Origin of the sequence: Pontitalea aquivivens (assembly GCF_046507575.1) — a bacterium.
Lineage (GTDB): Bacteria > Pseudomonadota > Alphaproteobacteria > Rhodobacterales > Rhodobacteraceae > Pontitalea > Pontitalea aquivivens.
In genome coordinates, this window is record NZ_JBKFEY010000017.1 from 39,938 (window position 1) to 63,743 (window position 23,806).

The 23,806-nt window shown below is 68.0% G+C and carries 24 protein-coding genes, 1 tRNA gene and 1 pseudogene; 10 read left to right on the forward strand and 16 right to left on the reverse strand.

The window, feature by feature from the left end:
* Positions 1-87: 87 nt before the first annotated feature.
* Both ACK8OU_RS15080 and ACK8OU_RS15085 read right to left on the reverse strand, forming a co-directional pair.
* On the reverse strand, positions 88-1,356 hold the full coding sequence (locus ACK8OU_RS15080; RefSeq protein ID WP_410304248.1) for a ferredoxin reductase family protein: 1,269 nt from the start codon (positions 1,354-1,356) through the stop codon (positions 88-90).
* Between the two features lie 12 nt (positions 1,357-1,368).
* Positions 1,369-1,761 carry a PepSY domain-containing protein gene (locus ACK8OU_RS15085; protein ID WP_410304249.1) on the reverse strand — a complete coding sequence of 131 codons (393 nt, stop codon included), beginning with the start codon at positions 1,759-1,761 and terminating at the stop codon, positions 1,369-1,371.
* 132 nt (positions 1,762-1,893) lie between these two features.
* Between ACK8OU_RS15085 and ACK8OU_RS15090 the strand changes: the two genes are divergently transcribed.
* Complete coding sequence (locus tag ACK8OU_RS15090) at positions 1,894-2,553, forward strand: response regulator transcription factor (RefSeq protein ID WP_410304250.1); 660 nt, start codon at positions 1,894-1,896, stop codon at positions 2,551-2,553.
* On the forward strand, positions 2,550-3,881 hold the full coding sequence (locus ACK8OU_RS15095) for an ATP-binding protein (RefSeq protein ID WP_410304251.1): 1,332 nt from the start codon (positions 2,550-2,552) through the stop codon (positions 3,879-3,881). The genes ACK8OU_RS15090 and ACK8OU_RS15095 overlap by 4 nt, the downstream gene beginning before the upstream one ends.
* A 51-nt stretch (positions 3,882-3,932) precedes the next feature.
* On the opposite strand, the gene ACK8OU_RS15100 is transcribed toward ACK8OU_RS15095, so the two are convergent.
* Both ACK8OU_RS15100 and ACK8OU_RS15105 read right to left on the reverse strand, forming a co-directional pair.
* Positions 3,933-4,325 (reverse strand): diacylglycerol kinase, encoded by a 393-nt coding sequence (locus ACK8OU_RS15100; protein ID WP_410304252.1) that lies wholly within the window; start codon positions 4,323-4,325, stop codon positions 3,933-3,935.
* Complete coding sequence (locus ACK8OU_RS15105; RefSeq protein ID WP_410304253.1) at positions 4,325-5,965, reverse strand: phosphoethanolamine transferase; 1,641 nt, start codon at positions 5,963-5,965, stop codon at positions 4,325-4,327. The genes ACK8OU_RS15100 and ACK8OU_RS15105 overlap by 1 nt, the downstream gene beginning before the upstream one ends.
* A 136-nt stretch (positions 5,966-6,101) precedes the next feature.
* Between ACK8OU_RS15105 and ACK8OU_RS15110 the strand changes: the two genes are divergently transcribed.
* Together ACK8OU_RS15110 and ACK8OU_RS15115 are read left to right on the forward strand one after the other, a co-directional pair.
* Complete coding sequence (locus ACK8OU_RS15110; protein WP_410304254.1) at positions 6,102-6,755, forward strand: response regulator; 654 nt, start codon at positions 6,102-6,104, stop codon at positions 6,753-6,755.
* On the forward strand, positions 6,752-8,002 hold the full coding sequence (locus tag ACK8OU_RS15115; protein ID WP_410304255.1) for a sensor histidine kinase: 1,251 nt from the start codon (positions 6,752-6,754) through the stop codon (positions 8,000-8,002). Before ACK8OU_RS15110 ends, ACK8OU_RS15115 begins: the two co-directional genes overlap by 4 nt.
* On the opposite strand, the gene ACK8OU_RS15120 is transcribed toward ACK8OU_RS15115, so the two are convergent.
* The 5 genes from ACK8OU_RS15120 to ACK8OU_RS15140 all read right to left on the reverse strand — a co-directional run bounded on the left by ACK8OU_RS15120 (position 7,999) and on the right by ACK8OU_RS15140 (position 11,588).
* Positions 7,999-8,595, reverse strand: coding sequence for an acyl carrier protein (locus ACK8OU_RS15120; RefSeq protein ID WP_410304256.1), 597 nt, complete (start codon positions 8,593-8,595; stop codon positions 7,999-8,001). The two genes, ACK8OU_RS15115 and ACK8OU_RS15120, sit on opposite strands and share 4 nt — an antisense overlap.
* 10 nt (positions 8,596-8,605) lie before the next feature.
* Positions 8,606-9,694: a molybdenum ABC transporter ATP-binding protein gene (gene modC, locus ACK8OU_RS15125; protein WP_410304272.1), complete on the reverse strand. Its 1,089-nt coding sequence runs from the start codon at positions 9,692-9,694 to the stop codon at positions 8,606-8,608.
* The gene (gene modB / locus ACK8OU_RS15130) at positions 9,691-10,389 is read right to left on the reverse strand and encodes a molybdate ABC transporter permease subunit (protein WP_410304257.1); all 699 of its coding nucleotides are present in this window, start codon (positions 10,387-10,389) and stop codon (positions 9,691-9,693) included. Before modB ends, modC begins: the two co-directional genes overlap by 4 nt.
* Before the next feature lie 11 nt (positions 10,390-10,400).
* Positions 10,401-11,159, reverse strand: coding sequence for a molybdate ABC transporter substrate-binding protein (gene modA, locus ACK8OU_RS15135; RefSeq protein WP_410304258.1), 759 nt, complete (start codon positions 11,157-11,159; stop codon positions 10,401-10,403).
* 63 nt (positions 11,160-11,222) lie between these two features.
* A complete protein-coding gene (locus tag ACK8OU_RS15140) occupies positions 11,223-11,588 on the reverse strand; it encodes a winged helix-turn-helix domain-containing protein (protein ID WP_410304259.1) in 366 nt (121 codons plus the stop codon).
* Between the two features lie 182 nt (positions 11,589-11,770).
* Here ACK8OU_RS15140 and ACK8OU_RS15145 point away from each other — a divergent pair, with 182 nt between their 5' ends.
* A complete protein-coding gene (locus ACK8OU_RS15145; RefSeq protein WP_410304260.1) occupies positions 11,771-12,712 on the forward strand; it encodes a helix-turn-helix domain-containing protein in 942 nt (313 codons plus the stop codon).
* 139 nt (positions 12,713-12,851) lie between these two features.
* Positions 12,852-14,372 (forward strand): acetaldehyde dehydrogenase ExaC, encoded by a 1,521-nt coding sequence (gene exaC, locus ACK8OU_RS15150; protein ID WP_410304261.1) that lies wholly within the window; start codon positions 12,852-12,854, stop codon positions 14,370-14,372.
* A gap of 84 nt (positions 14,373-14,456) precedes the next feature.
* Here the strand turns inward: exaC and ACK8OU_RS15155 are convergent, their stop codons facing one another.
* The 5 genes from ACK8OU_RS15155 to ACK8OU_RS15175 form a co-directional block, all read right to left on the reverse strand.
* Positions 14,457-15,986: a tripartite tricarboxylate transporter permease gene (locus tag ACK8OU_RS15155; RefSeq protein WP_410304262.1), complete on the reverse strand. Its 1,530-nt coding sequence runs from the start codon at positions 15,984-15,986 to the stop codon at positions 14,457-14,459.
* A 1-nt stretch (position 15,987) separates the two neighbouring features.
* On the reverse strand, positions 15,988-16,434 hold the full coding sequence (locus ACK8OU_RS15160) for a tripartite tricarboxylate transporter TctB family protein (protein WP_410304263.1): 447 nt from the start codon (positions 16,432-16,434) through the stop codon (positions 15,988-15,990).
* 21 nt (positions 16,435-16,455) lie between these two features.
* The gene (locus tag ACK8OU_RS15165) at positions 16,456-17,442 is read right to left on the reverse strand and encodes a Bug family tripartite tricarboxylate transporter substrate binding protein (protein WP_410304264.1); all 987 of its coding nucleotides are present in this window, start codon (positions 17,440-17,442) and stop codon (positions 16,456-16,458) included.
* A 93-nt stretch (positions 17,443-17,535) separates the two neighbouring features.
* Entirely contained in the window at positions 17,536-17,952 is a 417-nt protein-coding gene (locus tag ACK8OU_RS15170) for a zinc-binding metallopeptidase family protein (protein WP_410304265.1), read from the reverse strand.
* A 354-nt stretch (positions 17,953-18,306) separates the two neighbouring features.
* Positions 18,307-18,519: a hypothetical protein gene (locus tag ACK8OU_RS15175; RefSeq protein ID WP_410304266.1), complete on the reverse strand. Its 213-nt coding sequence runs from the start codon at positions 18,517-18,519 to the stop codon at positions 18,307-18,309.
* A gap of 179 nt (positions 18,520-18,698) precedes the next feature.
* Between ACK8OU_RS15175 and ACK8OU_RS15180 the strand changes: the two are divergent.
* Together ACK8OU_RS15180 and ACK8OU_RS15185 are read left to right on the forward strand one after the other, a co-directional pair.
* Positions 18,699-19,223: pseudogene (locus ACK8OU_RS15180) on the forward strand (LysR substrate-binding domain-containing protein); the annotation flags it as partial.
* Between the two features lie 161 nt (positions 19,224-19,384).
* Complete coding sequence (locus ACK8OU_RS15185) at positions 19,385-20,584, forward strand: MFS transporter (RefSeq protein ID WP_410304267.1); 1,200 nt, start codon at positions 19,385-19,387, stop codon at positions 20,582-20,584.
* A 25-nt stretch (positions 20,585-20,609) separates the two neighbouring features.
* Here the strand turns inward: ACK8OU_RS15185 and ACK8OU_RS15190 are convergent, their stop codons facing one another.
* Entirely contained in the window at positions 20,610-21,491 is an 882-nt protein-coding gene (locus ACK8OU_RS15190) for a LysR family transcriptional regulator (protein WP_410304268.1), read from the reverse strand.
* A 178-nt stretch (positions 21,492-21,669) separates the two neighbouring features.
* On the opposite strand from ACK8OU_RS15190, the gene ACK8OU_RS15195 reads away from it, so the two are divergent.
* Complete coding sequence (locus ACK8OU_RS15195) at positions 21,670-22,014, forward strand: hypothetical protein (protein ID WP_410304269.1); 345 nt, start codon at positions 21,670-21,672, stop codon at positions 22,012-22,014.
* Between the two features lie 344 nt (positions 22,015-22,358).
* Here ACK8OU_RS15195 and ACK8OU_RS15200 read toward each other — a convergent pair.
* A tRNA-Gln gene (locus ACK8OU_RS15200) sits at positions 22,359-22,433 on the reverse strand.
* A 98-nt stretch (positions 22,434-22,531) separates the two neighbouring features.
* Between ACK8OU_RS15200 and ACK8OU_RS15205 the strand changes: the two genes are divergently transcribed.
* On the forward strand, positions 22,532-23,722 hold the full coding sequence (locus ACK8OU_RS15205) for a BaiN/RdsA family NAD(P)/FAD-dependent oxidoreductase (protein ID WP_410304270.1): 1,191 nt from the start codon (positions 22,532-22,534) through the stop codon (positions 23,720-23,722).
* Positions 23,723-23,806 lie beyond the last annotated feature (84 nt).

Consider the following 23,806-nt stretch of genomic DNA (forward strand, 5'->3'; position numbering starts at 1 on the left):
ATCGCCGCAATGCCGGGTCAGCGCCGTGGTCGGCATTTCCGGGCGCACCACGGGCGCACCACGGGCGCACCACGGGCACGGCACAGGTCAGCGCAATTCGAAGGCTTCGGCATGAACGCGCCGCGGGCTTTGGCCCATCGCCTTCAGCCCGGCCAGGATCGTATCGCGCAGCCCGGCGGGACCGCAGTAGAACAGATCGGCCCCGGGCAGGGCAAAGGGCACCAGGCGGGCCAGGCGTTCCGCATTCAGCCGCTCCCCCTCGGCGCTGGCGACGACATGCACGCTCAGCCCCGGATGGCGCGCGGCGATGGCGGCCAGGCGCGCGGCGGCAAAGGCCTCGGCCCGGGTCGTCACCGCCCAGACCAGCGCGATCTGCTGCCGGTCCGCGGGGGTCAGCGCCTCGGCCCAGGCAAGAAAGGGGGTGATGCCGATCCCGCCCGCCAGCCAGACCTGTTGGCGCACCCGTTTGCGAAACAGGAACCGGCCATAGGGCCCGTCAATCCGCACCCGCTGTCCCGGGGTCAGGCGGTCGGGCAACCGCCGGGTCCAGTCGCCAAGCGCCTTGACCCCCAGGCGCAGGCGGCCCTCTGCGTCCGGGGCGGACGCGATGGTGAAGGGATGCGCCTCGGCCAGCCTTGCATCGGGGGCGGCGACAAAGGCGAACTGCCCCGGCCGCCAGCGCATTGCACGGCCCTCGGGGCGCAGCGTGATTTCGGCCACCGGGCCGTGGCGGTCGATCCGGTCCACGATATAGGGGCGCGGGCGCAGGAACGGGGCCAGGAATTGCGTGAAGACCCAAGCCCCCAGCCCGGCCAGGCTGAGCGTGTTCAGATACAGATCCAGCGTGCCGTCCAGCCCCGCCGGTTTGTCGACGGCCAGCTGATGAAACGCCGTCACGGCGAACAGCAGCCCCGTGAAGCGATGGGTGAACCGCCAGATCGGCCAGGGCAATTCCAGCCGCGTGAAGGGTAACCGCCTGATCCAGCTGATCAGGATCAGCCCGATGAATCCGTTCAGCGCGACATCCCCCAGATCGGCGGCAAATTCGCCCGGACCGGTTTCACGCACGAAATTCCTGAGCTCGGGTTCCACCGTGTTGTGCGCGACCATCAGCGCCAGCGCGGCGATGCCCAGCCATTTGTGGATCCCATACATGCGATCCTGCCCGCCAAAGAACGGCTCGGCCAATCGCGGGCGGGCGGCCAGCATCAGCGCAAGGCTCATGGCGGTGATGCTGGCCGCGCCCAAGGCGATGCCAAGCGCGATCTCTGCGCCATAGGGCGCGTAGGTCTGTGCGCCCAGGACCGCACCGGCCAGCACGGCCAGCGCGGCAAGGGCCGGGCCTGTCAGGGTCATGATGACGCCGCCTCAGTTTCCGCCGACCTGCGGCACCGTTCCGGGCGTGATCAGCGGGTTGCCCACGGGGGCCTGCGGGGCCATGACGGCCTGCCCGCGCGCGCCCGGCAGATACAGGGACGGATCGGCGCCGGGGCGGAAACGGACCTCAAGGTCCAGCAGCGCCAGTGAGGCGGGATCAAGCGTCAGATAGACCAGATTGCCCGCGCCGTCACGACCGCGGATTTCATAGCAACCATCGTCGATCTCCATCCGATCAGCCGTGATGCCCATCCGGGCGACCTGGGTGGTGACGGCCTCGCGCGATTGCCATTCGGCCATCGGGCGGTAACAGTCATCATCGGCAAGCGCCGCGCCGGCGCTGGTCAGCGCGATCGCCACGGCAAGGGGAAATGCATGTTTCATCTCGGGGCTCCTTTTCGTTCTGTCCTATCATGCACCGGCCAAGCTGACGGCAGGCTGAAGCGGCATCGGATATGACGTCAGTTTCCTGTCAGCTTCGTTCGCGATATGACATCTGCGACAGGGAAGGTTCACATGCGTATCCTGCTGATCGAAGATGATGCGGTGCTGGGCGCCGCGGTGCGCGACCAGATCGCGGGCGATGGGCATTCGGTGGACTGGGTGGTCCGCCTGGACGCGGCGGAGGATGCGATCAATGGCGCGGCCTATGATCTGATCCTGCTGGATCTGATGCTGCCCGATGGCCGCGGCATCCCGTTTCTGCGTCGGCTGCGGGTGCGCGGCGATGTCACCCCGGTCATCATCCTGACCGCGCTTGATCAGGTGTCCGACCGGATCGAGGGGTTGAATGCCGGGGCCGATGACTATCTGGTCAAACCTTTCGACCTGGCCGAACTGTCGGCGCGGATCGGGTCGGTGGCGCGCCGCTATGCCGGCAACCCCAACCCGATCATCACCCACGGAACATTGGACATTGACCTTGCCGCCCGCAGCATCCGCCGCGATGGGGCGCCTGTGGCGCTGACTGCGCGTGAATGGGCCCTGTTCGAGGCGTTTCTGTCCCGGCCTGGCCAGTTGCTGTCAAAGGCACAGCTGGAAGACAAGCTGTATGCCTTCGATGCCGATATCGACAGCAACACGATCGAAGTTCACGTCAGCCGCTTGCGCAAGAAACTGGGTGCGGGGATCATCGAGACCGAACGTGGCCTTGGCTATCGCCTGGGGCGGGCATGAGGGCGCCGCGCAGCCTGCAGGGACGGCTTGGGGTGTGGCTGGGCGCCGCGCTGATCCTGGTGTGGATCGCCGGGGCTTCGGTCACCGCCCTGCGCCTGCGCCATGAAATGGAGGCGGTCTTCGATTCCGCCTTGCAGGAAACGGCGCAACGCATCCTGCCGCTGGCCGTTGTCGACATCGTCGGACGCGAGGAACAGGGCGTGACCCAGCGGCTTGCCACGATCCGCGCACATGGCGAGTTCTTCACCTATATCGTGCGGGATGCGCAGGGGCAGGTGCTGCTGCAATCCCATTCCGCCGATCCGGCGGTCTTTCCGGGCTGGGCGGGCACCGGCTTTGCGCAGTCGGCCACGCACCGGTTCTATAATGAGGCTGCGCTGCAGGGCTCGATCCGGATCACCGTGGCCGAGCCGCTGGACCGCCGTGCCACGGTGGCGCGCCAGATCCAGATGGGTCTGGGCCTGCCGCTGCTGATCGTCGTGCCGCTGTCGCTTGCGGCCATCGTGCTGGCCCTGCGGGCCAGCCTGGCGCCGCTGTGGCGGTTTCGTGATGCGCTGGGCGCGCGGGGGGCGGGCGATCTGTCGCCGGTGGCCGCCGATGACCTTCCCGATGAGCTTGCCCCGCTGGCGGCGGCGCTGAATGACCTGCTGGAACGGCTGGGCGGGGCCTTTGCGGCAGAACGCAGCTTTGCCGCCAATGCCGCCCATGAACTGCGCACGCCATTGGCCGGGGCCATCGCGCAGGCGCAGCGACTGCAAGCGGAAACCCGCGATCCGGCGGCAAAATCGCGCGCCGCCGATATCGAGCTGACGCTGAAGCGGCTGACACGGTTGTCCGAACGCCTGATGCAACTGGCCCGCGCCGAAGGGGGGCGGCTGCGGCTGGACCGCGTGGCCGACATGGTGCCGGTTTTGCGCATCGTGATCGACGACATGACACGCGGGGAAGCGGCGGGCCGGTTGCGCCTGTCTCTGCCCGACGGGCCCGTGCTGTCGGATCTTGATCCCGATGTCTTCAGTATCCTGGCGCGCAACCTGATGGAAAACGCGCTGCGCCACGGCGCGCCGGGGGGTGGGGTCGCGGTGGGGCTGTCGCCGCAGGGGGTGCTGTCGGTCGAGAACGCCGGCCCGGTTGTCCCGCCCGACGTGCTGCAGGGCCTGAGCGAGCGGTTTTCCCGCGCAGGCCCGGGCGCGGGCAGCGGCCTGGGGCTGGCCATCGTGGCGGCCATTGCGGATCGGACCGGGTCGGCGCTGCAGGTTGCCTCGCCGCGTCCGGGCCGAAGCGATGGATTTTCGGTTCTCTTCCAGCTGCCCGGAACAGATGCCTGACGCCCGCCGCCCCCGCGCGGTGGCCCCGGTGGCGCCGGGGCTGCGGACGGTTCAGATCCATCCGGTCAGCACCAGCCCGACAAAGCCTGCCGCGACCAGCAGCATCAGCCCGACCGCGACCGAGCCCAGATCCTTGGCGTCCTTGGCCATCTGCGACCAGTCTGGCGATATGCGGTCGGTCAGCACCTCGATCGCGGTGTTCAGCGCCTCGACCGCCAGGATCAGCGCCAGCAGCGCCGCCGCCACCAGCCAATGGCACAGTTCTGCGCCGCGCCACAGGAAACCCAGCGCGACCAGCCCCGCCCCCGCCAGTTCCAGCCGTGCGGCCGTTTCCGCCCAAAGCCGGCGCAGCCCGGCCAGCGAATAGCCGGCCGCATCGACCACATGCCAAAGACCGGATCGGGGCGGAATGACCTGGCGGGTGGTTTTCGCATCGTTTTGCATCAGCCCGTCCCCCGGTTGCGGCAGCCATGGGTAAGGTCCAGCGCCGTGTCGCGCGTCTCGGTCGTTATGTCCAGCAGCCCAAGGATGCTGTGAAACAGCGTGTCGTGGCTTGTCGGGCGCTGCGCCGCGTCACGCAGGCAGCCCTCATCCAGCGCCATGGTCTGGCGGAACCCGTCGCCCAGCCACATGACCATGGGCACCTTGGTCTGCGTCCCGGGCGCCATGAACAGCGGCGCCGCGTGCAGGTAAAGCCCGTTTTCCCCCAGCGATTCCCCGTGATCCGACAGGTAGACCATCGCGCCATGGGCCGTGTCGCTGGCCGCCAGCAGGTCGATCGCGCGCGCCAGGACATGATCGGTTTCCAGTACCGCGTTGTCATAGGCATTCACGATCTCTGCAACCGTGCAATCGGCGAATTCGGCGGTGCGGCAATCGGGTGTGAAGTTGGCCCGCGCGGGCGGATAGCGCAGGAAATAGGCCGGGCCGTGGTTGCCGATCATGTGCAGCACCAGAACCGTATCGGTCGTGATCCCCGCCAGGGTCCGTTCGATCAGCGGCAGGAACACCTCATCGGTGCATTCGACGGCACAGGCGGCGGGGTCCAGCATCGCATCGACCCGGTCCCAGCCGGTGCGGGTGGCGATCCGCTGATCGCCGGTGTTATTGTCGACCCAGCGCACCGCGAAACCCGCGCGCGCCAGCACATCCAGCAGGTTTTCCTGCGCCAGGAATTTGTCGCGCGAATAGTCTGCCTGCGGCAGCGCCGAGAACATGCAGGGAAGCGACACCGCCGTCGATGTGCCGCAGGCCGTCACATCGGGGAAGTTGATCACATCGCGCCGGGCCAGTTCCGGTGTCGTTTCGCGGCCATAGCCGTTCAGGCCAAAGTTCTGCGCCCGCAGCGTTTCGCCCACGAACAGAACCAGCAGCACGGGCTTGTCCGCCCCGGCCAGCCGCGCGCCGGGCCGTGCATCGGTGGCAATCGGGTGCAGCACGCCCGCCTCGGCCGCGAATTGCTGCTTGCCATAGCGCGCCAGCGCGCCGATCGTTGCCCCCGGCTGATAGGCGGCCATCAGGTCCTTGCGTTCGCGCAACACCGCCGAAAAGGTCTTGAAATCCGCGAACAGCCCCCCCGCCAGCACCGCAAAGGCAAGGCCGATGCCCAGCGGCCAGCGCCACAGGTGGTTCCAGCGCGCCACACGCATGACACGCGGCCAGAACACCAGCGCCGCCGGTACGACCCCGGTCAGGCCAATGCTGAACGCTGCTGCGGGGGTAATCAGGTGGCGCGATTCGGTGAAGGTGGTTTCAAGGACGTTGCGCACCATCTCGCGGTCGATCAGCACGCCAAAGCTGCGTTCGTAGTGATTTGCGCCCGCCGCCATCAGGATCAGCGCCGCCGCGACCGGCTTTTGCAGCCTGCCGGGGCCGAAGAATTCCAGCGTCAGCAGGGTCAGGGCAAGGATGGCCAGCGCGAACAGCGCCATTCGCATGGGGCTGTCCCCGAAAATCTCTGCCATGCGCCGCCAGAACCCCGCATTCAGCGCGGTCAGAAGATAGCCGGTCACGGCAAGGTTCAGGCCCAGATGTGTGATCCTTGGGCGGGGAAATCCGGTTGCTGGGGCAAGTCTGTCTGTCATGGGTCCTTGCGCGGCCATTGCGCCGCCTGCCTTGGGTGCGTTTGTCGCCCTGTGCCCGCTGAACCTTGCGCCAGGCTTACAGCGGCGGGGCGCAATCCCCCTCGCACAGGGCGGCGTGCCGGGGTAGACAGGGGGCATGCGCCTGCTTCTGGTCGAAGACACGCCCGAGCTTGCCCAGTCGGTCCTGCGGTTTCTGCGCGCCGAAGGGCATGCGGTGGATCATGCCGCCGATGCCGCCACCGCCGCCGAGGCGATGGCGCTGGCCGATTACGCCTGCGTGATCCTGGATCTGGGCCTGCCCGACGGATCGGGGCTGGATCTGCTCAAGGCCCGGCGCCGGGCGGGCGACCGGACGCCGGTGCTGATCGCCACCGCGCGTGATCAGATCAGCGACCGGATCGCGGGGCTGGATGCGGGGGCCGATGACTATGTGGTCAAGCCCTTCGATCTGCACGAACTGGCCGCGCGTATCCGCGCCCATGCCCGCCGCGCGCAGGGCATGCCGCAAGCCCGCGTGCAGGTGGCGGGCCTGGAGGTGGATCGCGCCGCCGCGCGGCTGTGGCGCGACGGGGCCGAGGTGCGGCTGACCGCGCGGGAATGGGCGCTGTTCGATGCCCTTCTGGGCGCGCGGGGGCGCGTCCTGCCCAAGACCGCCCTGGAAGAGGCGCTTTACGCCTTTGACGACGCGATCGAGGGCAACGCGGTTGAGGTTTATGTTTCGCGCCTGCGCCAGAAGCTGGGGACGGCTGTGATCGAGACGCGCCGCGGCCTGGGCTATGTTTTGCCATGACCGGCCCGGCCCGGCCATGGTCGTTGCGCCGCCGCCTGACCGGGCGGGTTCTGGGGCTGGTCCTGGGCGGCTGGATGGCGACGATCGCGGTTTCCGCTGTCGTGCTGGACCACGAGATGAACGAGATGTTCGACGAAGAATTGCAGGCCCTGGTCGAAACCACGATCCTGTACCTTGACACGGCACAGGGCGCGGGCATCCCGCGCACGCTGGGGGTGCAGACCAACGATGGCGAACGGGTGCTGCGTATCCTGACCCCCGCGGCGATGGTCGCGCCGGGGCCCTGGCGGGATCTTTCATCGGACGGGTTTCACGACGCACCGGGTTGGCGCGTGCTGCGCCGCACGGCGGAAGGCGTGGTGATCGAGGCCGCCCATTCCACCGGCTGGCGCCGGGAAGAGATGATCGAGGCCGCGACGGCCTTTCTGGCCCTTGCCGTGCCGCTTGTGGCGCTGCTGCTTTGGGGCTTGCGCGGGATTGTCGCGCAGGCGACGGCGCCCGTCGCCGCGCTTGCGGGCGCCGTCACCGGGCGGCGGCCGGATGATCTGTCACCCCTGGGCGCGGCTGGCCTGCCCGGCGAATTGCACCCGCTGGCCACGTCGTTCGACGGGTTTATGGCGCGGATCGACGCCATGCGCGCGGCCGAGCGTGACTTTGTCGCCAATGCCTCGCATGAATTGCGCACACCGCTTGCGGCGCTGCGCGCGCGGCTTGAACTGTCGGCCGATCCGGATGCGCAGGCGGCGGTGGCGACGGTGGATGCGCTGACGCGGCGGGTGGAACGGTTGTTGCAACTGGCCCGGATCGAGGCCGGTGTGGGCCTGGGCAGCGGGCCATCGGATCTGGTCCGCATCCTGCGCCTGCTGATCGATGATGCGCGCCCGCGCGCCCGGCACCCGATCCGCTTTGACGATGGCGATCTTGACCGGCTGGACGTTGCCGCAGATGCCGATGCCCTTGCGATCCTGCTGCGCAACCTGCTTGAGAATGCGCTGGACCACGGCACGGGCGAGGTGCGTCTGCGCCTGACCCCCGACGGTCGGCTGAGCATCGAGAACCCGGCCCTTGACCCCGCCCTGCCGGCAGACCGCTTCGGTCGTGGTGACCGATCCGCGGGGCATGGCCTTGGCCTGTCGATCACCGAGGCGCTGGCGCAGGCCATGGGCGTGCCGCTGGTGCGCAGCGCGGGCAAGGGCATCGTCCGGTTTGAACTGCGCTTCCCCGTGGATCGTCGCGATGGCGGCTAGGGGCAGGCCTGGCCCAACATCGCGGACAGACAGGCGACGGCCTTGGCGGGGGTGGCAAGGCTGGGATAGTCGGTTTCGGGGATCGGCAGGCCAAAGCGTTTGTGCAGGGCGCTGACAAGGTTCAGGAAATCCATCGAGTCCAGCCCCAGATCCACCTGCAGATGATCGTCATCGCCGATCATGGCGGGGTCAAGGTCGGGGGCCACGCCGGTCAGGTCGGCCAGAAAGGCGCTGCGGTCCGGCTGGTCCAGATAGCCGCGCATCATCGAGGGCCAGCCGGGCCGCAGCGCCAGTTCGCCGATCTGGCCCGGGGGCTGTTCTGTCACGACCTCGCCCTCATGCGCGACAATGCTTGCCGTGATCCCCGGCAGTGGCTTGCCCATCGTGCCGGGCCTGATGTCCATGTCGGGGGTGTTGGCGATCATGATGCCGCCGGTTTCGGCCTGCCACCAGTTGTCGTGAAACGGCAGGCCGAACACCTGCTGGCCCCAGGTGCGGCCCCGACAGGCGCCGAACCTGAACCGGACATGGCCAGGATGCCGGAACAGGCTTTCACTGCGGTACGCGGTGGCGCCGGGGTGAAGGGCAGGCACCGGGCGCGCGTCACATCGCGCTGCCGACGTTTTCCTGGGCTACAGACACCGTCTTGAGCACGGCAAAGACCGCATGCCCCGGTGCCAGATCCAGCGCCAGAACCGATCGCCGGGTTACTCGCGCCAAAAGCACCTCATCGCCCACCCGCAGCCGGACCAGCGCGCCGGGGCCGTCGCCCGGCGCGATCCCCTCGACCGTGGCCGACAGGATGTTCAGCGCCGAGATGTCGCGGGGCCTGCGTGTCGCCAGCATCACGTCATGGGCCAGGATGCGCAGCCGCAGCCGCGCCCCCGCCGCAGCCTTCACCTGTGGCAGCCAAAGCGGTCCGCCCCCGGTTTCGAACCGGCTGAGCCCGTCATCTTCCTGCGCCACCAGACGTGCCGAGATCATGGCACCGGCTTCGCGTGGACCCATGGCGGGGGCTGCGGCAGGGTCGGCCAGCACCGCGGCGGCGGGACCGGTGACGACGACACGGCCCCCTTCCAGCAGAACGACGGTGGTGGCCAGGCGCGCGACCTCGGCCAGCGAATGGCTGACGTAAAGAATGGGCAGGCGCCATTCATCGCGCAGGCGTTCAAGATAGGGCAGGATTTCTGCCTTGCGGGCCTCATCCAGGGCGGCCAGCGGTTCATCCATCAGCAAAACGCGCGGATTGGACAAGATCGCGCGCCCGATCGCCACCCGCTGCTTTTCCCCCCCCGAAAGCGCACCGGGACGGCGGGCCAGAAGCGGTCCGATGCCCAGCATGTCCACAACCCGGTCCAGTCCGGGCCCCGGTCCCCGGGGGGCAAACCAGCGGCCATACAGCAGGTTTTGCCGCACGCTCAGATGCGGAAACAGCCGCCCATCCTGAAACACATAGCCCATCCGGCGGCGATGGGGGGGCAGCATGACGCCCGCCGTCGTGTCCAGAAGCACCCTGCCGTCCAGCGCGATGCGCCCCCGATCGGGGCGCGACAGCCCCGCCACGGCATTGATGACGGTCGATTTCCCCGACCCCGAATGCCCGAACAGCACCGTCACCCCGGGCGGCGCGTCAAAGGCGACCCGCAGGGCAAAGCCGGGCAGGCGGTGGTGCAGGTCGACCGACAGCGTCATTGGCCCGATATCCTGCGCGCTACCGCCCGGCTGACCCATTCCGACAGCAAAAGCGCGGTCATGGCCACGGCGATGGCCACCAATACCAGCCGGAAGGCCTGGGTCTCGCCCCCCGGCACCTGCAGGAAGCCGTAGATCGCCGATGGCAGTGTCTGGGTCTGGCCGGGGATGTTCGACACAAAGGTGATGGTCGCGCCGAATTCGCCCATCGCCTTGGCAAAGGCCAGGATCGCGCCCGCCACGATACCGGGCAGGATCAGCGGCAGCGTGACCGTGGCAAAGGCCCACAACCGCGACGCGCCAAGGGTGCTGGCGGCATCTTCCAGCCTTGGGTCCACCGCCTCGATCGCCAGCCGGATCGCGCGCACCATCAGCGGAAAGGCCATTACCCCCGCCGCCAGCGCCGCGCCGGTCCAGCGAAAGGCAAAGACGATGCCGAACCATTCGTCAAGATACTGCCCGACATAGCCCTTGCGCCCGAAGGTGATCAGCAACAGATACCCCGTCACCACCGGCGGCAGGATCAGCGGCAGGTGAATCAGCCCGTTCAGCACCTGCTTGCCCCAGAACTGCCACCGCGCCAGCGCATAGGCGGCCAGAACCCCCAGCGGCAGGCTGACCAGCGTCGCCCAGAGCGAGACGCGCAGCGACAGCGCCAGTGCGCGCCATTCCTCGGGTGTCAGCAGATCGGTCATCCGGCCACGGGTCAGTTCAGGATGGCAAAGCCCTGTGCCGCGAATGTCGCATCGCCCAGGTCGGACATCAAGGCCTCGAAGAACGCCCGGTCCGCGGCGTCCGCGGCATTGGTCAGCAGTGCGCCGGGGTAGGTGATCGGCGGGTGGCTGTCGGCGGGGAAGGTGGCCACAATGGTCACATTGCCGGAAGCCGCCGCATCGGTCGCATAGACGATGCCATAGGGTGCCTCGCCGGTCGCGACCAGCGCCAGGGCCGCGCGCACGTTGTCGGCCTGCGCGACCGATGGCGCAACGGCATCCCACAGGCCCAGATGCGTCAGCGCGGCCTTGCCATATTGCCCCGCGGGCACGGAATCGACCATCGCCATGGCCAGCTTGCCTTCGTTCAGCAGGCCAGGAAGGTCAAACCCCGGACCGATGGCGACCGGCGCCGCATCCTGGCCATGGGCGACCAGCACCAGCGTATTGCCGAACAGATCCCGGCGCGTGCCCGCGGCGATCAGCCCGGCTTTTTCGACCTCATCCATCCAGTTCGCGGCCGCCGAGACAAAGATATCCGCGGGCGCGCCCTGGATGACCTGCTTGGCCAGCTGGCCTGACCCGGCATAGCTGATCGTCACCTGATGGCCGGTGCTGGCCTGAAACCCGGCCGCGACGCTATCCAGCGCGGTTTTCATCGAGGCAGCGGCAAAAACCACCACCTCTTCGGCAAGGGCGGGGGGCGCAAGCGTTACGGCCAGAACGCAGGCAAGGGCAAGGCGGTGGGTCATGGAATGCTCCAGTCGATATTTCCTGACGGATATATCAATCACACTGGCGTCGGCTGGCAAGCGTTATTTTCCGCAAAACCGTTCGCTTGCGGCCTTGGGTCGCAGCATCCGTTCCAGCGCGGCCAGCGGTTCCCCTGCCGCCGCCTCTGACCGGGCAACGACCTCTCGATACAATTTCAGCACCTCGGCGCCGGCCTCGGTCAGCCCGGCCCCGCCGCCGCCCTTCCCGCCGCGCGCGCTGGTCACGAGGGGGGCCTCAAAGGCCGCATTCATCGTCTCGACCAGCATCCAGGCGCGCTTGTAGCTCATCCCCATCTGGCGCCCGGCTGCGGCGATAGAGCCGGTTTCGCGGATACGTTCCAGCAGGTCGGCCTTGCCCGGCCCGATTATCACCCCATCGAACAGGATGCGCAGCTTCAAGGTCGTCATGGCGATGGCTCCTTTTTCCTTGCGGCGATGTTTCCTGAAGACCCTACCGCCTTCAAGTGCCTTGCCGTGCCAAAGTGTCTTTGTCCGCAGCCCGATTCGCGATAGGCTGCGCCCCGTGCTTTCTGCGCAGGATCGGCGGCCAGCCCCGCTGCGCCGAAGGACAGGGGGCCGGGGGGAACGGAATGCAGCCATCGCCCAGTCAGCATGTGACGCGCATCGAGGCCGCGATCCGGTCGGGTCAGGCGGCCCGGTCGACGGTGGCGGCATCCTGGGCGCGTTCGGCCACGCTCTACCGGCTTGATCCGGCGGCGCGGACGGTCGAAAACCGCCTGACCGCCGCGGAACTTGCCCAGGCGCGGGAACGGCTGGGGGTTCTGTTGCCCGCGGCGGCGCCGCATCTGGACCGATTGTTCCAGACGGTCGGGGGCCTTGGGGCCTGTATCGTGCTGGCCGATGCCGCGGGGATCGCGCTGGACCGGCGCGGCAATGCCGGCGACGACGCCGATTTTGAGGCGGCGGGCCTGTGGACCGGGACCGCCTGGTCCGAGGCGCAGGCCGGCACCAATGGCATCGGCACCTGCCTGGTCGAGGCCCGCCCCGTCACCATTCACCGCGACCAGCATTTCCTGGCCCGCAACATCGGGCTCAGCTGTTCTTCGGCGCCGGTCTTCGGCCCGGATGGCGATCTGCTGGCGGTGATCGACGTGTCCACCGCGCGCCCCGACCTGCCCGCGGCTGTCAGCGGCCTGATCGGGTCGACGGTGACCGAAGCCGCGCGGCGGGTTGAGGCCGATCTGTTCAGCCAGGCCTTTCCCCGCGCGCGGCTGGTCCTTGTGCCGGGGACCGACCGGGGCATCGGCGCCATGCTGGCGGTGGATGCGAATGATCTGGTGGTCGGGGCCACCCGTGCGGCGCGGCTGCATCTGAACCTGTCGGGCGATCTGCATGCCGCACCGCGCCCGCTTGGGGATGTGCTGGGCGAAGGCGCCACTGACGGGTTCGAAGATGCCGAACGTGCGGTGCTGGCGCGTGCCTTGGCGCGCACGGGCGGGAACATCTCGGCCGCGGCGCGCGCGCTGGGGCTAAGCCGGGCGACGCTGCACCGCAAGCTGGACCGGCGCTGATTTGCCCGCCCGACCTGTCGCAGGGTTGCGACAGGTGCGCGCGCAAATCCCCTCTGGCCGGGATGACGCAAGCCGCAAATCGGCGGATCGTTCCGGCAAGGCCGCGAGGAGGCGGCCCGAGTTCCGGAGGAGGAAACCCATGAATGAGATGACCCAGAAGGCGGGCCTGACCGGCGCGCCGTTCAAGAGCCGTTATGACAATTTCATCGGTGGCAAGTTCGTGGCGCCTGTCAATGGCCGCTACATGGACAACGTGACCCCGATCACCGGCCAGAAGGTCTGTGAGGTGGCGCGGTCGGACGCGGCCGATATCGACCTGGCGCTGGATGCCGCCCATGCCGCAAAGGACGCCTGGGGCAGGACCAGCGCCGCGCATCGGTCCAACATCCTGCTGAAGATCGCCGATGTGATGGAGGCCAACCTTGAAACGCTGGCCATGGCCGAGACCTGGGACAACGGCAAGCCGATCCGGGAAACGGTGAATGCCGACATCCCCCTGTCAATCGACCATTTCCGCTATTTCGCCGGTGTCCTGCGCAGCCAGGAAGGCACGATGAGCGAGATCGACCATGACACCGTTGCCTATCACTTCCACGAACCTTTGGGCGTCGTCGGGCAGATCATCCCGTGGAACTTTTCCATCCTGATGGCGGCGTGGAAACTGGCGCCGGCGCTGGCGGCGGGCAACTGCATCGTGATGAAACCGGCGGAACAGACCCCCGCCGCGATCCTGGTTCTGGCCGAACTGATCGCCGGCCTGTTGCCGCCGGGTGTTCTGAACATCGTCAACGGTCTGGGCGCCGAGGCGGGCAACGCGCTGGCGCGGTCCAACCGGATCGCCAAGATCGCCTTCACCGGATCGACCGCCACGGGCCGCAAGATCATGGAGGCGGCGACCGTCAACCTGATCCCGGTCACGCTGGAACTGGGGGGCAAGTCGCCCAATATCTTCTTTTCCGATGTGATGGCGCAGGATGACGCCTTCCTGGACAAGGCGGTCGAGGGGTTCGTTCTGTTCGCCTTCAACCAGGGCGAGGTCTGCACCTGCCCGTCCCGCGCGCTGATCCAGGAAGATATCTATGACGAGTTCATCGCCCGCTGCATCGCGCGGGTGAAGGCGATCAGGCAGGGCGACCCGCGCGACCCCGCCACGATGGTCGGCGCGCAGGCCAGCAAGCAGCAGCACGACAAGATCATGTCCTACTTCACCATTGGCCGCGAAGAGGGCGCCGAGGTGCTGGTGGGCGGCGATGCGGCGCGCTTCAACGGCGATCTGGCGCATGGCTATTACATCCAGCCCACGATCCTGAAGGGCCACAACAAGATGCGGGTCTTCCAGGAGGAAATCTTTGGCCCCGTCGTCAGCGTGACCACCTTCAAGGACGAGGCCGAGGCGCTGGCGATCGCCAATGACACGATGTACGGCCTTGGCGCCGGCGTCTGGACCCGCGACGGCACCCGCGCCTATCGCTTTGGCCGCGAGATTCAGGCGGGCCGGGTCTGGGTCAACAACTACCACGCCTATCCGGCGCATGCGGCGTTCGGTGGCTACAAGCAATCGGGCATCGGGCGCGAAACGCACAAGATGATGCTGGACCACTATCAGCAGACCAAGAACATGCTGGTCAGCTACAACCCGAACAAGCTTGGGTTCTTCTGAAAGGCGTTTCGGGGGCGGGCGCGCCGCCCCCGTTCATCACAGCACCGTGGCCCCGATACCGTGGCCCCGATGCGGTCTGGCGGATCACGCGGCCCCGTCGCCGGGGGACGCGGGTGTCCGGCCCGCACGCGCCGCGCGCCTGCGCATCGCGCCCATGACGGACAGCGCGATCAGCGCCGCGGTGGCAATCACGAAGCCCGCCGCGATCGGGCGTTCCAGAAACACCATCGGGTCGCCGCGTGAAATCAGCATGGCCCGGCGCAGGTTCGTCTCGATCAGCGGGCCCAGAACGAAGCCCAGCAACAGCAGGGCCGGGCTGAACGCGGCCAGCGCCAGCAGGTATCCAAGCCCGCCGATCACCGCCACCGCGATCAGATCGAAGCTTGACCCGCGCACCGAATAGACCCCAAGGCAGACAAAGACGATGATCGCCGGATACAGCCAGCGGAACGGGATGCGCAGCATCGACACCCAGATCCCGATCAGCGGCAGGTTCAGGATCAGCAGGAACAGGTTGCCGATCCCGAAGCTGACCACCAGGCCCCAGAACATCTCGGGCCGCGCCTCAAGCATCATCGGTCCCGGCTGGATGCCGTGGATCACCAGCGCCCCCAGCATCAGCGCCATGATCGGATCGCCCGGAATGCCCAGCGTCAGCGTCGGCACGAAGGCGGTGATCGCGGCGGCATTATTGGCCGATTCCGGCCCCGCAATGCCCTGAATCGCGCCATTTCCGAACTGTTCGGGCCGCCGCGACACCCGGCGTTCCAGCGCATAGCTCAGGAAGGACGAGATCGTCGATCCGGTGCCGGGCAGCGCGCCAAAGAAGCTGCCCAGCGTGGTGCCGCGCAGGATCGGCCCGGGCATCGCCCGCAGGTCGGCCGCCCGTGGCATCAACTGGCGCAGGGCAACGCGGTCGGGCCGGCCATGCGTGTCGGCGGTGCGGATATTGGCGATCACCTCGGCCACGCCGAACAGGCCCATCGCCAGCGCCACAAGGTTGATCCCGTCCATCAGCTCGGCCTGGCCAAAGGTAAGCCGCTGCGCCCCCGAGGTCACATCGGTGCCCACCGTGCCCAGGATCAGCCCGGTCACCACCATCGCCAGGCTTTTGGCCGGCCGGTCGGACCCGACAGTCGCGGCCGCGACCAGGCCCAGCACCATCATCGCGGCATATTCCGCCGCGCCAAAGCGCGTGGCCAGCCCCGACAGCCAGCCCGCCAGCAGCACCAGCACCCCGATGCCCAGGATCGACCCAGAGAAGGACGATACCATCGCCGTGAACAGTGCCACCCCCGCCCGGCCCTGCCGTGCCATCGGATAGCCATCCAGCGTGGTGACCGCCGATTGCGGCGTGCCGGGCAGGCGCAGCAGGATCGAGGCGACCGATCCGCCATATTGCGACCCGTAATAGACCCCTGCAAGCATCACCAGCGCCGCCTCGGCCGAGATGTAGTAGGTCAGCGGCAGCAACAGCGAAATGGCCGCCATTGCGCCGATTCCCGGCAGCACGCCCACGAAGGTGCCCAGAAAGACGCCAAACAGGCTGTAGATCAGGATCGAAGGCTGCAACGCAGTGCCAAGGCCGTGGGCAAGGCCGTCCCAGGTGGTCATGTCAACGGCTCCAGGGCCAGACCGGAATGGTCATCTTCAGGGCAAGGATGAACACGGCCCAGGTCAGCAGGCTGACCGCGGCGGCCAGGACCAGCCGCCAGCGCCAGCCCGCCCGCGGCGCGGGGGCCGCTGCGATCAGCACCGCAAGGGCCGTGGTGGGGATCAGGCCCAGGCGGGTCATGAACACGCCAAAGACCACGATGGCGGCCAGCACGGCCAGCGCCTCGCGCCCGGCAAAGGCGCGCGCCGTGCCCTGGCGCCACCAGGCGGGCAGCGCGATCACAAGCCCCAGCCCGGCCAGCAGCACCCCCAGCACCACCGGGAAAAAACCCGGTCCCATCTGGCGCAGCGTGCCCAGGTCATGGGTCAGGCCCGCATGGACCGCAACCCCAAGCCCAAGGGCGGCCAGCGCGCCGCCCCCGGCGATGTCATGCCAATCGCGTTGCATCGACGGTCGGTCCCGCGCGGCCTAGTTGCGGGATTCGATCCGGTCGATCACCGCGCCCCAGACCGCGGTATCCCCGGCGATCCGCGCCGCCAGATCCTGGGCGCTGCCCGGCGCTGCCTGCCAGCCCATTGCCAGCAGCTTTTCCTGCACGCCGCCATCCTGCAGGATCGCGCCGATTTCGGCGTTCAGCCGCGCGATCACCGCAGGGTCGGTGCCGGCGGGGGCGATGAAGGCGTTCCACAGTTCGGCCCGGAAATCCGCGGGCAGGTCCGCCTGACCGGCGATCACCGGCACATCGGGCACCTGGGCGAAGGGCGTGGCCGAGGTGATGCCCAGCATCTTCATCTTGCCGGCCTGCACATGCGGCATCGCCGCGGACGGGGCCATGAAGCCCGCATCGATTTCGCGCCCCATGATCGAGGTGGTCACCTCGGCATAGCTTTGGAAGGGCACATGCAGCATCTCGACCCCGGCGGCATCGGAAAACAGTTCCGCCGTCAGATGCGCGCCCGAGCCTTGCCCGACCGACCCATAGGCCAGATCGCCCGGATTGGCGCGGGCCTGTTCGACAAAGCCCGCCAGATCGGATGCCTCGGCCTCGGCCGACACGGCCAGCACCAGCGGGCTGGTGGCGACCAGCGCGATCGGGGCGATGTCGCGTGCGACATCATAGCTGATGTCCTTGACCAGCCGGGGCGAGGTGGTCAGCGGGCCGTTGATCGTCGCGCCGAAGGTATGCCCATCGGTCGCAGCCAGCATCTGCTGCACGCCGATCACGCCACCGGCACCGGGCTTGTTTTCCACCACGACCGGCTGGCCCAGACGTTGCGACAGCGGCTCGGCCACCAGCCGGGCGATCGTGTCGGGCGACGATCCGGCCGGGAAACCGACGACGATGTGAACCGGGGCGGTGGGCCATTCCTGCGCGGCGGCGGCACCGGCGGACAGGGTCATCACGCTGGCGGCGACGGTGGCCAGAAGGCTGCGGCGGTTGAACATGGGGGTCATCTTGGGTTCCTTCCTCGACTGTGGCCCCAACCTTTCGCCTTTGACCCGCAAGGTCAATCCCGATTGACCGGCCTTTTGCCGCCCCGGGGACGGTCAGGGATGCGTCTGTTCGGGGAAGCCGTGCAGGCCGGACAAAAGATGCGCATCGCGCGGGATCTCGACGGGGCTGATCGCATACAGGGCCAGCAGCCGCGCCAATGCGGTCAGCGCATCGATGTGGATGCGTTCATGGCCGTGGCCGGCATCGACGCCAAAGGTCACAAGCGCGGTGCGCACATCGGCGCCCGCCTCCAGCGCCGAGGCGCTGTCGGATCGGTAGTGGCGGAAGATGTCCTTTTGATGCCCGATCCCGTCCGCGCGGCACAGATCGACCAGCTTGCGCGTCAGGTGAAAGTCGAACGGTCCCGTCTGGTCGGCCATGGCGATGGTGACGCCGTGTTCGCGCGCATTCTGCCCCGGGGCGGTGGTGCCATTGTCCACCGCCACCAGCGCGGCGATGTCGGGCAGCACGACGCCCGCTGCGCCGCATTGCCCATGCGACCGAGGTGCATTCGCGCCGCATCGCCCGTGCCCCAGGCCAGGGCGAACTTGGCCGCCGCGCGCCGTGCCCGGCGCGGGCGGGGTAGAACAGCAACAGCCGCCGCAGCGCCGCGCCCACCGCCACAAACCCCGCCGCCAGCAGGACAAGGCTGCCGGCCTGTGCCAGCAGCAGCACCGCCGCCAGTGTCGCCAGCAGCAGGCCGTGGAACGCGCCCTCACGCGGTTCGCCATCCAGATAGCTGCGGGCATAGCGCACCACGACCCAGCCGACGAAGGCCACCAGCAGCGTCACCGTGGCGCCGATGGCATCCAGCCGCAGTACGATCAGCCCCGCCCCGGGCTTGTGTCCGCGGGGCCCCGGACGAACAGCTGCATCACCCCCGCGACCCCCAGCGCCAGAACGGTCAGCGCGGCGGCCTCGGCCAGGCGGGGCAGGGCGCCGGGGCGGGGCCCGGGATGGCGCAGGGCCAGGGCGGCAACCGCCAGCAACAGGACCGGGGCAAGCAGGGGTAGGGGGATCGCAGCAGGCAGGGTCATCGAAAGCTCCGGCAGGATGGCTGCCGCCGGGGATAACGCTTGCCGAAGTTTCGTAAAATTACATATTATATTCAAAAATGTTCAGTTTAATGGAACGATATCCCAGATCAACCTGCACCATCTTCGCCTGTTTCGCGCCGTCGCGACCGATGGCACCCTGACCGGCGCGGCCCGATGTCGAGGTGGTGCTGCGGACCGGATCACAAGCCGAATTGCTGCGCGGGCTTGAGGCGCTGGCGCTGGATGTGGTGCTGACGAACCTGGCGCCGGCGCGCGATGCGGCCAGTTTCTGGCTGGTGCATCGGCTGGCCGAACAACCCGTCGGGCTGATCGGCACGCCCGCGCGTGTGGGCCCCGCCCCGCGTCCGCTGGCTGTGCTTCTGGCGCAGGAACCGCTGGTCCTGCCCGCGCCCGACACGGCGCTGCGGGCGGCATTCGACGCGTTGACGATGCGGCTGGGCATCACGCCCGTTATCGCAGCCGAGGCCGATGACATGGCCATGCTGCGCCTGCTGGCGCGCGACAGTGCGGGGCTGGCGGTCATTCCACCGATCGTTGTCAGGGACGAGCTGGCATCGGGCCTGCTGGTCGAGGCGGCGCAACTGATCGACATCCGCGAGACATTCCTGGCGATCACCCGCGAACGGCGCTTTCCAAACCCCCTGCTGGCCGGGCTTTTGGGCACCGGCCCGACCCCGCCCTGACCAGGGGGCGGCCCCGGCGCGCCGGGGCCGATTTCGGGCCTTGCAAGCGGCGGGCAGACGTTTCATCGTCCCCCGACGATTTGCGGTGAAGGCTGCCCGATGACCCCGCCCCTTTCCCTGGCATGTGGCGACCTGGCCTGCCCCCTGCGGGGTGCGCGCAGATGATCGGGGCGGTGGCGGGCGCGACCCGGCCGATGGTGGTGGTGTCGGCCCTGGGGCTGGTGCAGATTTTTGGCTATGGCAGCACTTATTACCTGCTGGCGGTGCTGGCCGGGCCGATCGCGCAGGATACCGGCTGGCCGGCCGGCTGGATCATGGGCAGCCTGTCGATCGCGTTTCTGGTCGGGGCGCTGATCTCGCCCGCAGTGGGGGCGGCGGTGGCCCGGGCTGGCGGGCGGCGGGTGCTTGCGGCGGGCTGTGCGCTGATCGCGGCGGGGTTGCTGATTCTGGCCCTGGCGCCTTCGATCCTGGTGTTCATCTTTGGCTGGATCGTGATCGGCGCCGGGATGGCCGGCGCGCTTTACGACCCGGCCTTTGCGACGCTGGGGCGTCTTTACGGGCGCAAGTCGCGCAACGCGATTTCGGTGCTGACGCTGTGGGGCGGCTTTGCCAGCACCGTCTGCTGGCCCTTGTCGGCCTGGTTCCTGGCCGAGTTCGGCTGGCGCGGCACGGCGGCGATCTATGCCCTGATCCACCTGTGCCTCAGCCTGCCGCTGGTCCTGATCTTCATCCCGCATGAGGCCCCCGTGGCCGCCCCGCCACGCGCGCGCGGCACGCCCGCGCTGCAGATGGTGCCCGGCGAACGGCTGGCCTTCTGGTTGATCGCGGCCAGCCTGGTGACGGTGGGGCTGGTCAGCACGATCATCTCGGTGCATCTGCTGGGCTTTCTGACCGCGCAGGGTCAGGCCATGGCGGGCGCGGTGGCGCTGGGGGCGCTGATCGGACCGGCGCAGGTGGGCGGGCGCCTGCTGGATCTGGTCTTTGCGGCGCGGCACCATCCGATCTGGACGATGGGGGCCGGGGTTCTGGCCATCGCGATGGGGCTGATCCTGCTGGCGCTTGGCCTGTCCTGGGCGGGGGTGGCGCTGGTGCTTTACGGGGCGGGGAACGGGATCTTCTCGGTCGCGCGCGGGACCCTGCCGATGGCGCTTTTCGGCGCGGAACGTTATGCGCAGGTCATGGGGCGGCTGGCCCTGCCCGCGATGGCCGCGCAGGCGGCGGCGCCGCTTCTGGCATCGGCGCTGATCGGCTGGACCGGCCCGTCCGGCACGGTTCAGGTGCTTGTGGCGCTTGGCCTGCTGAACCTGCTGTGGATCGGGGCTCTGGTCCTGTTGATGCCCCGGCTGCCGCCGCCCGACTGACCCCGGCACGACCCCGCGGCGCGGTTCAGCACAGCGGCATCCGGCTGGCAAAGTCCAGAAACGCCTTCAGCGCCGCGGACGGGTTCTTGCGCGACGGATAGATGATGCTGACCGGCAGGTCAGGCCGACGGAATTCGGTCATGATCGGGACCAGTGTTCCGGCCTGCAGATCCTCGGCAATCAGGAATTCCGGCAGATAGGCGATGCCGTGACCCGCCAGCGCCGCAAGGCGGATGATTTCCCCGTTGTTTGACGAAAACCGGGGATGCACCTTCTGCCAGATCAGTTCGTCATCCTTCTGGAAGGGCCAGGTTTCCGCACCTTGCATGTTGGTGTAGTGAATGACCTTGTGGCTTGCCAGGTCGCCGGGGCGTTCGGGCGTGCCATGCTGGTGCAGATAGTCGGGGGTGGCCACGACCAGGGTCTTGACGCTGTCCAGCCGGCGCGCCACCATGCTGGTATCTTCCAGATCGCCGATGCGGATGACCGCATCGAAGCCTTCGGCGATCAGGTCGCTCTTGCGGTCATCAAAGACGCTTTCCAGCTGGATGCCCGGATAGTCCTGCAGAAACTGCAGGATGTGCGCCTGCATCAACCGCAGCGAATAGGACACGGGCGAGCCGATCCGCAGCTTGCCCGTCGCGGTCGCGCTTTCCAGCTTTACGCATTCATTGACCTCATCCAGCAGGTCCAGGATGCGCCGGACCTTGGCGTAATATTCCACCCCGATTGCGGTGGGCTTGACCGACCGGGTGGACCGGGTCAGCAGCCGCGCGCCCAGGGTCTGTTCCAGATCGCTGATGTGCTTGGAACACATGCTTTTCGAAATGCCCAGCCGCAGGGCCGCGGCGGAAAAGGTGCCCTCTTCGACGATCAGCGCATAGGCCCTGAGGATGTTGGTTTCCATCGTCCCCCCGTTTCAACGCCGCCAGGCGGCCCTACGCAGAGCGGCGCCTTTGGATTGTTCACCTGTATCGCATGAAGATTTCGCAAAACAGGGAATAATAGAAACAATGGCGCGGGTCTATCTGGGACTTATCCGAAGCATACGACGCTTCAGGCCAACCAGACAAAGGATCAGATCCATGAAAAACATCGCTCTTTTTGCCGTCGCCACGATCTTTGCCGCCGGTACTGCGGCCGCTGACGGCATTTCGGCAGGCCACGCCCAATTTGCCGCCCTGCTGGGCGTTGACCCGCAGGCCTATTCGCTGGCCGAACTATCGGCGCTGGACGCCGCGCTGAGCGACAATGACAGCACGCGTGCTGCCTATATCCAGTCGCATGAAAACCGTGAACAGCACGGTGGGGTGGGCACGGTTTCGGCTGGCAAGGCGCAACTGGCCGCTGGTCTGGGCGTGAACCCCGCTGACTATTCCCTGGCCGAGCTGTCCGCGCTGGTCGCCGCGCAGGAAAGCGACAAGAACTGATCCCGGCATTCATGCCATGACCCAAGGGCCGCCCGCAATGCCGGGCGGCCCTTTTGCAACGCGCCGCGCCTGATCCGTTCGCGATGCCTTGCTGCCGGATCTGCGCCAGATACCCGGTCAGATTTTTCGCCCCATCGGCAAACAGCTTCACCACCGCCAGCATCAAGATTTCGTAATCGGGAATTGGCATGGTAAACCTGCGCAAGAAAAAGGTGACGCCCCCCTTCACGGTGACGCCCCCCTCTGCCGGGCGGGCGCGGTCTGGCGCTGGTATGGACCGGGCAATACGCACGACACATGACAGGGTCGTCATGCCGGGCACAGGTCAACGGGTTCGGGATATATGGCTGGGGCGGTAGGATTCGAACCTACGGTGCGCGGTACCAAAAACCGGTGCCTTACCACTTGGCTACGCCCCAACGTGGGGCGGTGTTTAGCCAAGCCATCGGGTGGCCGCAAGAGGAAAAAAGCGTAAATCGCGATTGCGTTGTGCGGGCGGGGGGCGATAAGGGGCGGCATGGAACGCTTCGATGTCGTCATTCTGGGGGCCGGTGCGGCCGGGCTGTTCGCGGGTGCCGAGGCGGCGCGGCGCGGCCGGCGTGTGCTGGTGCTGGATCATGCCCGGGCGCCGGGGGAAAAGATCCGCATTTCGGGCGGGGGCCGGTGCAATTTCACCAACCGTGACCTGACGCCCGCCAATGCGCGCCAGCGATTCCTGTCGGAAAATCCGCGGTTCGCCCTGTCGGCGCTGTCACGATTCACGCCGGCCGATTTCATCGCCCGCGTCGACCGGGCCGGCATCGCCTGGCACGAAAAAACCCTGGGGCAGCTGTTCTGTGATGGCAAGGCCACACAGATCGTGTCCATGCTGACCGATGATCTGCGCACGGGGGGCGGGGTCCTGCGCCTTGGTGTCGCGATCGAGTCGGTCGAGCGCGCGGGCGCGGGTTTCGTCACCCGGACGGCGACCGGGCCGGTCGGCTCGACGTCGGTGATCGTGGCGACGGGGGGCAAGTCGATCCCGAAGATGGGGGCGAGCGGGATCGGCTATCGCATCGCCGAAAGCTTCGGGCTGCCGGTGACGGAAACGCGCGCCGCGCTGGTACCGCTGACCCTGGCCGAGCAGCTGCTTGGCCAGACCGCGGCGCTGGCGGGGGTTGGGCTGCCCGCGCGGGTGCATCACGGTCGGACGGTTTTTGACGAGGCGGTGCTGTTCACCCACCGGGGACTTTCGGGACCGGCGATTTTGCAGGTCTCCTCCTTCTGGCGCGAAGGGGACGCGATCACGATCGACCTGATGCCGGGGCGCGACATTGCGGCGGAACTGGCCGCGATGCGGAGCGAGGCGGGACGGATTGCCATTCACAATGCTTTGGCACGGCTGATGCCGGACCGGCTTGCCCGGTTTCTGGTGGCCGAGGCCGGGTTGTCGGGGCGGCTGGCCGATCTGGGCAACAAGGCGTTGGCGGGGCTGGGGCAGGCGGTGCATGGCTGGCAGGTCCGGCCCGTCGGTTCGGAAGGGTATCGCACGGCCGAGGTGACGCTGGGCGGGGTCGCGACCGGGGCGCTGGATGCCAGGACCATGGCCGCGCGCATGCAGCCGGGCCTGTTTTTCATTGGCGAAGTCGTGGATGTGACCGGCTGGCTGGGTGGATACAATTTCCAATGGGCCTGGTCATCGGGCTGGGCGGCGGGGCAGGTCGCCTGAGCGGGTGGGGGGGCCTGGGCAGGCACGGGGGGGGGGGGGGGCCCCCCGCGGGCCGGCCCCCCCCCCCCCCCCCGACTGGGGGCG